The organism is Clostridium guangxiense, assembly GCF_021043395.1.
GTDB classification, from domain to species: domain Bacteria; phylum Bacillota; class Clostridia; order Clostridiales; family Clostridiaceae; genus Clostridium_S; species Clostridium_S guangxiense.
On the sequence record NZ_JAJNKE010000039.1, the window covers coordinates 25,608 to 37,612 of the forward strand.

At 29.5% G+C, this 12,005-nt stretch carries 12 protein-coding genes; 9 read left to right on the forward strand and 3 right to left on the reverse strand.

The annotated features are described in order from the left end of the window. The first annotated feature begins 201 nt into the window (after window positions 1-201). A complete protein-coding gene (locus LQK79_RS17190; protein ID WP_231017307.1) occupies window positions 202-1,410 on the forward strand; it encodes an HD domain-containing protein in 1,209 nt (402 codons plus the stop codon). A gap of 395 nt (window positions 1,411-1,805) precedes the next feature. On the opposite strand, the gene LQK79_RS17195 is transcribed toward LQK79_RS17190, so the two are convergent. From LQK79_RS17195 to LQK79_RS17205, 3 genes are all read right to left on the reverse strand, one after another. Next, window positions 1,806-2,462 (reverse strand): DUF1292 domain-containing protein, encoded by a 657-nt coding sequence (locus LQK79_RS17195; protein WP_231017308.1) that lies wholly within the window; start codon window positions 2,460-2,462, stop codon window positions 1,806-1,808. 79 nt (window positions 2,463-2,541) lie between these two features. Further along, a complete protein-coding gene (locus LQK79_RS17200) occupies window positions 2,542-3,198 on the reverse strand; it encodes a PspA/IM30 family protein (protein WP_053242733.1) in 657 nt (218 codons plus the stop codon). 108 nt (window positions 3,199-3,306) lie between these two features. Beyond that, entirely contained in the window at window positions 3,307-3,774 is a 468-nt protein-coding gene (locus tag LQK79_RS17205; RefSeq protein WP_231017309.1) for an amino acid permease, read from the reverse strand. Window positions 3,775-4,065: 291 nt separating this feature from the next. On the opposite strand from LQK79_RS17205, the gene LQK79_RS17210 reads away from it, so the two are divergent. The 8 genes from LQK79_RS17210 (at window position 4,066) to LQK79_RS17245 (ending at window position 11,759) form a co-directional block, all read left to right on the forward strand. Next, entirely contained in the window at window positions 4,066-4,653 is a 588-nt protein-coding gene (locus tag LQK79_RS17210; RefSeq protein WP_053240754.1) for a DUF1836 domain-containing protein, read from the forward strand. A 113-nt stretch (window positions 4,654-4,766) separates the two neighbouring features. Beyond that, complete coding sequence (locus tag LQK79_RS17215) at window positions 4,767-4,979, forward strand: YvrJ family protein (protein ID WP_231017310.1); 213 nt, start codon at window positions 4,767-4,769, stop codon at window positions 4,977-4,979. 81 nt (window positions 4,980-5,060) lie between these two features. Next, window positions 5,061-6,062, forward strand: coding sequence for an ornithine carbamoyltransferase (gene argF, locus LQK79_RS17220; RefSeq protein ID WP_053240753.1), 1,002 nt, complete (start codon window positions 5,061-5,063; stop codon window positions 6,060-6,062). Between the two features lie 263 nt (window positions 6,063-6,325). Beyond that, complete coding sequence (locus LQK79_RS21235) at window positions 6,326-6,445, forward strand: PTS system mannose/fructose/sorbose family transporter subunit IID (RefSeq protein WP_084756821.1); 120 nt, start codon at window positions 6,326-6,328, stop codon at window positions 6,443-6,445. A 62-nt stretch (window positions 6,446-6,507) separates the two neighbouring features. Further along, complete coding sequence (locus LQK79_RS17230; RefSeq protein ID WP_231017311.1) at window positions 6,508-7,620, forward strand: NAD(P)-binding protein; 1,113 nt, start codon at window positions 6,508-6,510, stop codon at window positions 7,618-7,620. Between the two features lie 315 nt (window positions 7,621-7,935). Next, window positions 7,936-8,649: a MurR/RpiR family transcriptional regulator gene (locus tag LQK79_RS17235; protein ID WP_053240752.1), complete on the forward strand. Its 714-nt coding sequence runs from the start codon at window positions 7,936-7,938 to the stop codon at window positions 8,647-8,649. Window positions 8,650-8,854: 205 nt separating this feature from the next. Then, entirely contained in the window at window positions 8,855-10,414 is a 1,560-nt protein-coding gene (locus LQK79_RS17240) for a PTS transporter subunit EIIC (protein ID WP_053240751.1), read from the forward strand. 1 nt (window position 10,415) lies between these two features. Further along, window positions 10,416-11,759: a 6-phospho-alpha-glucosidase gene (locus LQK79_RS17245; protein ID WP_231017312.1), complete on the forward strand. Its 1,344-nt coding sequence runs from the start codon at window positions 10,416-10,418 to the stop codon at window positions 11,757-11,759. Window positions 11,760-12,005: the final 246 nt, after the last annotated feature.

Genomic DNA, 12,005 nt, shown 5'->3' on the forward strand with positions numbered 1-12,005 from the left:
GTTTAACTAGATTAAGTTGAAATTATAATATAATTTCCAGGAAATTATTGTAATATAAATTGGAAAATATAAAATAGTAATAATATGGATTTACACAATTAAAATGTCGAACATATAAAATTTGTTTATAAAATCTTGTCAAGCATGATTAAAATATAACTTTATAAGATATGATATAATTATTCTGAGGTGGTAGATTTGATGAAAGTTATAAAAGATATAAAAGCTATTGCAGAAGTTTTACACTTAGATGTATATATGGTCGGAGGATATATAAGGGATAAACTTATAGGAGTAAAATATGAACCTAAAAATTTAGATATAATAATAAAAAATAATATAGAAGAATTCATAGAAAAACTTAAAGCTAAAGGTTATGTAATCCTTTCATTTGACAATAATCTTAAAGAATATAAAATGACTTATGAAGGTAAAATATTGAATATAAAAAAAGCGAAAGGAAATACGATAGAGGATGATTTAGCTAGTAGGGATTTTACTATGGACTCAATATGCATTAATCTTAAAAATAACCAAATTATTGATCCATTTAAAGGAAGACTCCATATTAAAAGAAGAATAATACAAGAAGTCAATAATGAAAGCATAAAAAATGATCCAATAAGGATACTTAGGGCAATACGATTTTATATAAAATATGGAATGCATTTTAGCGCATATACTGAAGTTAATATAAGAAATCAGGCAAATAATATACTTAATTGTTCTCCAAACCTAATTGAAAGTGAGGTAATGAGTACAATACACAATGATGAAGGTGGAGTTTTTTTTGAGCTTGCAGATCAATTTTACGTGCTTAAAGAATTAATTCCATATGTAGATGAGCTTAAAAAGATTGGTAAATGTAGATATCATGCAGTAGATGCTTTTACGCATATGAATACTGCATATCATGTTTTTAAGGATATACAAAAAGGATATCTTAAAATCGAAGGTGTTAATTTAGATAGTTTAAAGAGGAATAGTGGAGACTACGATGCTTTAGATTATTTAGCTTTTGGCATATTTGTTCATGATATAGGAAAATACGAAAGTTATAAAAAAGATGGTGACAAGATAAGTTTTAAGGGACATGATATAGCTGGATTTAATATAATCACAAAAGTTTGCGATAATTTAGGATTTTCAACCGTTGGCAAAGAACTTGTATGTTGCATAGTTAAAAATCACATGTATCCATTAAGCATATTTAAGAAAAATACTAAGGATTATAAAAATGAGTTTTACAATTTTTTTGATGAATTTAAAGAAAAGTCACCGTATTTAATTATAGCATCATTTTGTGATGTATATGCTACAAAAATGTATCTTGATGTTGAAAATGAAAAAAATGAGTATAGAGATTTTATAAAATCTATGTTTATTGAATATGAAAATTATATTAAATAGCACCAAAGAATGTTTTGTTTTAAAGAATTATAAAAATCGACATTTATTTAGAACAAAGAAATAAAAAATGTAATAGTTGATAACTTAAATGTGAATAATGTTGATTATGTGTATAAAAACTATGGATAGGTTTAAATCATATATGAAAATGTTTAGTTTTCCCCAATAGTTATTAACAATTTCTGTGGACAAAATCGTGACTTTTGTGGATAACTTTAAATATGACCAAATACTCAAATGGTTCTAAGAATTGTATATAACAAATGGAATTGAGATAATGGATTTACCAATACATAATATAGAAATTATTATATTTCTGATCCTGTTGTTAATATTAGAGTTTTTAGCAACAGAATCAGATTTATTAATTGTGTATTGTAAACTGTGCACCAATTCTAAAGATTATCATAAGCTTCAGCAGCAAAATTGAAGTCTTCTTCATTTGTTATTTCACTATACGAATCTTCCCTTATTCCAGGATAATAATATAGTATAAATCTTTCAGAATTTGATATGCTTTCTATTAATATATATCTTTTGTCATTTAATGCATCTTGAACTACAGCAAGTACATTATATCTATCTTCCATACCAGTGTCGTTATTTACTAGATTTAAAATTCTATTTTTGTATGTTACTACATTTGTTCTTGAATGATCACAATAAGCTACTATTCCTCTATCACTGCATCTATTGCAGCTGTCAAATTTACATTCCGCAGTACATTTTAAGCATTGACAATTACAGCAGTCTTCAAGTTGATTTAGTTCATTTCTGTGATCAGCTTTATATCCTTCAAGTAAAGTTATATATTTATCATCTTTAAATAGATTTTTAAAGAAACCCTTATTTTTATTTTTGTTTTCAGACTCTGCTGAATTTAGAAGCTCTATATACTTATCAAGGATAGGCTGTTTTGATGTATATTTTCTATTTTTAAAGTCTTTTTCATCAATTATGCCGGAAATATCATCTATAGCAAAAGCAATGTTTGAATAGATTTTTCCGTAAAATTCTTTTTCTTTTGATATAAATTCTTCTGTTTTACTCATAGAAGACCCCCACTATTTTAATTTAAGGTTATGTTTTAAATAAGTGTTGATATTTACACTTATTTAAAACATAATCTTTTTATTTGTTGGTATTTTTGTATTTTGCAAGTTCATCATCAAGATTTACAGATTCTAATTCCTCAAATTCTTTATCTAAAGATGTATCTTGTTGTAAGTCTCCGAGTCCTTCAGCAAGAGCTTCTTTCTTTTCAATCTTTCTTTCTATGTCGTCAAGATTTATTTTGTTTGAACCTGCATCTACATTTGAAAGAACTTCATTTACTTGTTTAGTGGCTTCTGCATTATTATATCTTGCGGCAGCCTCATCTCTATAAGCTCTAGTCTTTTCAATTTCTTCTTCCAAATCTCTTAATTTTTCTTTTATCATTGTAGCTTTTTTAGATGCATCTTCATAGCTTTTTGAAAGAGATTCATACTGTTTATCAGCATCTAATTTTTTTTGAAGTGCTTTTTTTGCAAGCTCATCATTGCCTTTTTGTACTGCAAGTTTTACTTTAGCATCAAAATCTGATGATTCTAATTTTGCTCTTTCCATTTTCTTTTCAATCTCGTGAACATTTCCAAGAATTTGTGCAGAAGAAACTTTTGCTTTATTGAGACTTTCCTCCATATCTCTTATCTTTTGATCAAGTAATTCTATTGGATTCTCCATTTCGTCTAAACTATTGTTGACCTTTGCCCTCATCATGTTTGATAATCTTTTAAAAACTCCCATAATTGTATCCTCCTAATTAATTTATTTTCGATTACATTATTGTGAAATTAAATTTACTTTAAATATGTAACTTCAATTCTAGAAGCAACATATTATTTACTATATCCATTATCTTCTACGTCTCTTTAAATAGTTATATATAAAAATTACAACTATTATTAATAATATAAACTTTAATACATGAGATATTAAGCTGCCTCCATAGTAATAACTTCTACCCATATAGCTGCTGTGGCCAAAGGGTATTGGGATAGGTATTGGAATATAACTTCTTTTTGTCGATTGCCAACTGCTGCCTGAACTGTAGTTTTTGGTACCTGAACCACTATTATATGATTTTGAACTAGAGCTTTTTGAAGAATTACTAAAGCTTCCTGATTTAAATCCTCCACTTGAGCTCGAGTGACTGCTGCTAAAACTTCCAGAGTGAAAGCCTCCTCTTGGAGTTGCATATACTGTTCCATATTTTTCAGTTGATTTAAAGTAAATGGAATTTGGATTTACTACATTTACTAAAATAAAAACAAAGAATATTAAAAAGGATAATATAATTTTCTTGTGTTTAATTTTAAACACCCCCTAAATCTAATATATAATTATTATATATTAAATTACATACATTATTAAATTATTATCTGTAATTTCAAAGTATGTATTTATTATATGATATTTAATACTATATTACAATATAAATATAAACTCATTTAGCAATAAGGGAAACTGCTTGTCCTAAAAACTATGATATAATCTTAATATAGCTCATTTTTTCTTTGACTTTCTATAATTATGGGTAAAAATAACTTGTAATAAGGTTATGTATAACTTATAATGTAATTATGAGAATTGTAATAAAGGAGGCGAAATAGGATGGCCAATAAATCTTATATGGATACTATGAAGAAATTAGCTGAACAAATATCAAAAAATAGTACTATAAGCTATGATGAACTACCTAAACTTGATTTATTTTTATCTCAAGTCATTGATTTTTTAAATGATAAGTTTGAAAATGAAAAATACACCAAAAATATAGTGCAAAATTATATAAAGGGCTGTGTTATATCTAAGCCTCAGGATGGAAAGAAGAAAGGTTACACTAAAGACCATATTGCACAATTATTGCTTTTAAGCTATATGAGACCAGTCCTTACAACTGATGAAATTAAGAAGGTTTTTAGCCTTGCGTTTAACGATATAAATGATAGAAGTGACGATATAATATCATGGGAACAAGCCTATGAAGTATTTTCTGATGTTCAAAACAGTTATTTTGAGACTATGCTTAAGGATCAGCATTTAAATAATACTAAGCTAATGGAAATTATAAAAAAATTTAATCTTGACTCAAAGGATGAAGAAAGAATCCTAGTATTTTTAATTGTAATGAATCTTGTGGCACAAGCTAGTGTTATAAAAAATATAGCTGAAAAAATTATTGATGAATATGGTGAGTAATATTTTAGGCTTTATTTAGAAGAATATTGATATTAATGATATAAATTTTTATCAACAGTTTTTAGAACATAGCCTAATTTAAGCATATTTCCCTATTGAAGGGAAGTGTTAATATGGATAATCTTGTTGGATTAATAGGCAATGTTGGATTTCCAATAGCTGTATCAATATATCTTCTTGTTAGAATTGAAAGCAAGCTTGAAAATTTAACTAATAGTATAAATAATCTTTCAGGGGTAATAAACACTATTGGCGCAAAGCAGTATAATGGTATATTTATAAGGAGGCACATGAAAACATGTGTCTTTTTTATTGAATACTATTGAATTTTTATGCATATAGTGTTATAATTATTCATATAGATGAATAATTATAACATAGTAGTAAAATAAATAGGGGGTTTTTCTATGGTTAGTCTGAAAAATAAAAGTTTTTTAACACTTTTAGATTATAGTCCGGAAGAAATAGATTATCTTTTAAAGCTTGCTAAAAAACTAAAGGAAGATAAGTATAATGGTTGTGAAAAACAATATTTAAAAGGCAAAAGCGTAGCACTTATATTTGAGAAAGATTCTACTAGAACAAGATGCTCATTTGAAATTTCTGCTTATGATCAGGGAGCACATCCTGTTTATATAGGTTCAGTAGGAAGTCCTATAGGAAAAAAAGAATCTATAAAAGATAGTGCAAGAGTTCTCGGAAGAATGTTCGATGGGATAGAGTATAGAGGATTTGAGCAAGAAAATGTTGAAATTCTAGCAAAGTATTCTGGAGTACCTGTGTGGAACGGATTAACGGATACTGATCATCCAACTCAAACTCTTGCAAATTTTCTTACAATAAAGGAGAACGTTAATAAACCATTAAATGAAGTGAAATTAGTATATTGCGGTGACGGAAGAAACAATGTTGCAAATGCACTTATGATTGGTGCTGCAAAAATGGGTATGAACTTTGTAATTACAGCGCCCAAAAAGCTTTATCCGGCCAAAGACCTTGTTGAAAAGTGTATGGATATTGCGAAAGAAACAGGTGCAAACATAACAATAACTGATAATGTAGATGAAGCTGTATTAAATGCAGATGTTTTATATAATGATATATGGGTATCCATGGGGGAAGATGATGACATATGGAAAGAGAGACTCAGTATTTTAAAACCTTACCAAATAAATATGGAACTCATAAAGAAGACTAAGAATCCAAATGTGAAGTTTACACATTGTTTGCCATCATTCCATGATTTAAATACCAAAGATGCACAAGAGGTTTATGATAAATTTGAAATTGAACCTTTTGAAGTTACAGATGAAGTATTTGAAAGTGAATATTCAATGGTATTTGACGAAGCAGAAAATAGACTTCACACTATAAAAGCAGTTATGGTAGCGACACTAGGAGACTTATAGTTTTACAAAGTATTCAAATTGTGAACTGAAAAACAGTGACAAAGGACAAGTGACAAGTTAAGGTTAGTTTTTCTCCGCTTCACTATGAAAAACTTTCAAACTTAATTTTTTCCTTGAACTACCGTGGGAGCGAAGTAACAATGCTGAAGGAACGATTTAAAAAAGTCCTAATAAATCTTGGTTGAAAAATTGTAAAATGCTTAGATATTTCAATTGTCTGAGCATTTTTTTCATCTTTTAATTAAAGGAAATAAACAGATGCAATCAATGGACATCTTGAGTTTTTCAATACTAATCCAGAATTTTGCACCTTTATATTAGGAGTTACAGCTTCTATGGAAGAACAAAATGCTCAAGATCCAAAAGTATATGAAGAATTTTAAATAAAAATACATTATGAATAAAAACTGTATAATAATAAAAGCCTATAATTGGAGGTGTTTGTATGGACATTGCAATTATGGGTGCAGGTTTGTCTGGTCTTTCTTGTGCGATAACTTTAGAAAAGTACGGTATCAAGCCTACGATTTTTGAAAAAAGAAACTGTGTTGGAGATAGATTTGTTAATGGTGAGGCTACATTTAGCATATTGAATAGACCTGTTAAAGATGAATTAAAATACTTGAAAGAAAAATTCGATATACCGTTAGTGCCTACAGATACGATTAATAAATTGTTCGTTTATTCTCAAAATAGTGTAGGGAGTATTGATGGTAATATTGGATATGTAAATATTAGAGGAAGACATAAAGATTCATACGAATGTCAATTGGAAAAGCAAGTAACCTCTAAGATAATCTTTAACTCTACTTATGAGTATGAGCAACTGTGCAAGGATTTTGAATATGTAATATTGGCACCAGGAGATGGAGCATATGCAACTAAATTGGGAAATTATAAATGCGATCTCACTTGTACAATTAAAGGGGTAACAGTTACAGGGCAATTTTTTACCGATATTGCTTATGCATGGTTTGATTACGATGTAATTCCCAAAGGGTATGCATGGCTTATACCTTTTTCAGAAGAGGAAGCTAATTTAGTTATTGCTTATCCTGATTATCCAAGTAATATAAAACTAGATATAAATGAGATGTGGGAAACATTTTATAATAAAGCATGTAGTAAATTAGACCAAGATCTTATTGTGACAGATAGATTTGAAATTACAAGATATATGATGGGCATATGCGGTAAGCCCTTTATCGACAATACTTATTTTGTTGGAAATTGCTTCGGCACGATTTCACCTGGGCTTGGATTTGGACAGTTTGCATCAATATTAACTGGTATTTATGCAGCCAATGATTTATGTGGTCTAGGCAAATATGAGAAGCTAGTAAAACCTCTATTTAAAAACTACAATAATTCCCTTGTTTTAAGAAGATTTTTCGAGAATTTGAGTAATGATGAATTGGATTCATTTGTTAATAAATTAGATAACAAATTACTAGACGGGTTAATTGACAAAACAATTAGCAATAAAAGTGGTGTTGATTTACTCAAAACTTTGGTTCCAACTATGAAATTGTGGAATCGACATAAAGATAATGAATAATGGTAAGGTTACATTTTATGCTTATATCAATTCAGTTAAAACTTTCACTAACCAATTGTTTAAATAATGACATTGCAGGACTAAGGCTATTAATGCAATAGGTTTTTTATCAATTAACTTTTCCGCTATTTTGTAAGACTTTGTTTGATATTTCTACCATAAGTCTATTTTTGAATCACCATATACTAATTAAATATTGTTTTTAGTCAGCATTTTAATTGCTGGAGAAGCACTTGGTTATCAGAATATAGATTAAATGCTACTGTAATGGTATACTAATAGAAAATGCATTTTATGAACAGAGGGTGTTTATAAATGGGGAATAATGTAGTGTTAACAGAACTTGAAAAAATAATTTTAAACAAAGTACAAAATTATATTAATAAAAATGAAAAAGTTGGGATAGATATAATAGCAAAGGAGTGTTTTGTTTCAAAAGCAGCAATAGTAAAGTTATCAAAAAAACTCGGATATAGTGGATACAGCGAAATGTATTATACTATTCTTGCTGCTGCTAATAACTCATTAAAATTAGATTTTTCTAGTAACAGCGGCGGCATAGGTGTTAATGAGCACTTAAAGGATGATATTAATATACTTGTAGAGGCATTAAGGGAATTTAAAGATAAAAAGATATATTTGGATTCGTTAGGGGTTTGTGATAGTGCTAGAGAATATTATCTACAAAAGCTGTTGATATTTGGATTTGATGCAGCTAGTAGTTATCATTATGAAGCTTTTAAAAATAACAAATCTGGGTTATACTTGTTTTTTTCTTATTCAGGATATAGGGCTGAGATTATTGAAAAGGTTAACGAGGCCATTAGAAATAATTTTAAAGTGATAGCTTTTACTGCTAGTAAAGATTCACCGCTGGCAAAAATATCTCATGTGACACTGGAGATAGCTGGTATAAAATCAGATAGGGAGCATTACTTGCCAAATTTATTTACTGCTAACCTTATAATTTTGATAGAATTAGCGCTAAGTGAATATTCTAAAAGATATTTATCTGAAAAAGAAGATTAAGGGAATATATAAATAAAAATAACTGATAATACGGATTAATATGCAAAAAAGTTTGTGATAATCCTTGCTATCAGTTTTTTTTATGTCTGTTTTTAGAGTGAACTTTTTCACTTTGGGTAAACATTTTCATAACGATGGAAACTGTATTGCTAGTGAGAATAAACTAGGGTATATTGTAAATAAATAAAAGGAGGAGGTACTAATCATGAGGGAAAAATTATTATTATTAGGTCAAAAATTTTCACAAGCTGCAGTACAACCAGTTATGTTTTTAACAGTTATGGGAATTGCTCTTGCGGTAGCTGTTATTATGCAGCTTGGTTTTATGCCATCATTTATAGTTTTTATTGGTATGCTTTTAAAAAAGATGATGGATGCTATGCTAAATAATCTTTCTATTATCTTTTGTGTTGGACTTACAACAGCATTTGCAAAGAAGAAAAAAGTTGATGCAGCTATCATTAGTTTAATCGTTTATATCATGTTTTTAGCAAGTAATAATGCTTGGCTTACATCACAAAATATGCTAGCTAAGCCGGGGGCTATGGGCTTATTTGGAACAGGACAAAATACTGTTTTGGGATTTCAAGTAGTAGATATGAATGTTTTCTTAGGAATAATACTAGGATGTATTACTGGGTATGTATTTAACAAGTTATCTGATGTACAATTTGGGGATATGTTTAGAGTATATGGTGGATCAAGATTTGTGTTTATAGTTATGATTCCAGTTACTTTAATATTAGCAATTGTGCTTAGTTATGTATGGCCTGTAGTAAATTATGGAATTAATGCACTATCTGGATTTATGAAGAGTGCAGGTGCATTTGGTGTATTCGTATATGCATTCGGTAATAGATTTTTAATACCAACCGGTTTACATCATTTATTATGGATGCCGTTTTGCTTCACTGGAATTGGTGGAACTTTAAATGTCGCTGGTAAAGCTGCACAAGGAGCGGTTAACATTTTTTACGCTGAAATGGGTAATAGTGCTCATTTAACAGCAATTGATCCATCAATAAGATTTGCAACCTTTGGATTTGCAAAAATCTTTGCAAGTGCAGGTATTGTTCTTGCTATGATAAAAACTGCAAAACCACAAAATAAAAAAGCTGTAAGGGGATTACTTATTCCATCACTTTTCGTTGCAATGGTAGCAGGTATTACAGAACCTCTTGATTTTTCATTTCTTTTCATATCACCTTTGCTTTGGCTAGTACATGGTTTACTTACTGGTTTTTCAGAAATGCTTCTATGGATACTAGGTTCAAGGACATATTCAATTTACGGATTATTGGATACAATAGTTTGTAACTCCGTAATAAGTCCAAAGCTTTCAAAAATATATATCTTCTTTATAGTGGGAATTATAATGGCAGTAGTATGGTATTTTGTATTCGTTTTCTTAATCAGAAAATTAGACATTAAGACACCTGGTAGAGAAGAAACTTTTGACAGTAAAATTAACATTCAAGCAGATGGCAGCGCTGCTTTAGAAAGTGGCAGTGGTGACCAAGATTCTGAACTATTTATTGAAGGTTTAGGTGGAGTTCATAATATTGTAGAGGTAAATAACTGCTTTACACGCTTAAGAATTGATGTAGAGGATGTTAGTAAGGTAAATAAAGAAATAATAAGTAAAGGTAAGCAAAAAGGTGTTGTTATTAAAGGAAACAATGTACAAATTATCATTGGAATGACTGTAGAAGATTCAAAGGAAAAGCTTGTTGATTTATTAAACACAAAAAAAGGAGCGATGTAAAATGAAAAAATATTCAATTTGTATAGTTGGTGGAGCAAGTCGTTATACACCAGATATGCTTGCAATGTTATGTAATCAAAAGGAAAGATTCCCTTTGAGAAAAATTGTACTATATGATATTGAGAGTGAACGTCAAGAGGTAGTTGGTGAGTATGCAAAAATACTATTTAAAGAGTATTATCCAGAGTTAGAGGAAATAGTATGGACTACTGATAAGAAAGAAGCATTCGAGGATATAGATTTTGCTCTTATGCAAATTCGTGCAGGAAGATTAAAGATGCGTGAAAAAGATGAAAAAATTTCACTTAAGCATGGCTGCCTTGGTCAGGAAACTTGTGGAGCTGGAGGATTTGCATATGGTTTAAGAAGTGTTCCAGCTGTTATAGATTTAGTAAGGGATATTAGAACTTACTCCAAAGAATGCTGGATTTTAAATTACTCTAATCCCGCTGCAATTGTTGCAGAAGCAACGAAAAGAGTATTTCCTAACGATTATCGCATTATTAATATTTGTGATATGCCAATTGCAATTATGGAGATTTATGCAAGTGTACTTGGAGTAGGTAGAAGAGACTTAGAACCAAGATATTTTGGACTTAATCATTTTGGATGGTTTACGCATGTTTTGGACAAGAAGACAGGAAAAGATTATTTACCTAAGCTGAGAGAAATACTCAAGACCCCGGTAGATGTACAAACAGAGCCACTTTTCCAGGAAAAATCATGGAAATCAACTTTTGAATTTATGAGCCAGATGATAAATGATTATGATGAATATTTACCAAACACGTATTTACAATATTATTTATATCCAGCTAAGATGGCAAAAAAAGAAAACCCAGAATATACAAGAGCTAATGAAGTAATGGATGGGAATGAAAAAGAAACTTATGATAGGATGAATAAGATTATATCATTGGGAAAAATGCGCGGCACTAAGTATGAGATTACTAGTGATGTAGGATGTCATGCTGAGTATATAGTAGATTTAGCAACAGCGATTGCTAATAATACAAATGAAATTTTCTTAACAATTACAGAAAATAAGGGAGCTATTGAGAATGTTTCATCTGGTATGATGGTTGAAGTTCCATGCCGCGTTGGAAGTAATGGAGTTGAACCATTAGCTGTAGGAAGCATACCAACTTTTTATAAAGGACTTATGGAAAATCAGTATGCATATGAAAAGTTAGCAGTAGATGCCTGCTTAGAGGGCAGCTATCAAAAAGCATTACAGGCGCTAGTACTAAATCGTACTGTTGTAAATACTGATGTTGCTAAAGAATTGTTAAAGGATTTAATTGAAGCTAATAAAGGATACTGGAATGAACTTAATGCGAAGTAATAATGCCTCGTCACATTAAAAAAGCTCTATAAATCTAAGACTTAAAAATCATAAAATTCTAAGAGTTTTCAATAACTCGCAAAGCTCAAACAGATTTAAAACTCTAAGTATTTTATGATTCTTAAGTTAAGATTTATTAGAATTTTTTTAAATAGTTCCTTCAGCATTATGGTGCTAGTATAATATTGTAGACACGAAAGACCGAACACATTAAAATATAGATAAGAGAAGGATGTGTTTATATGT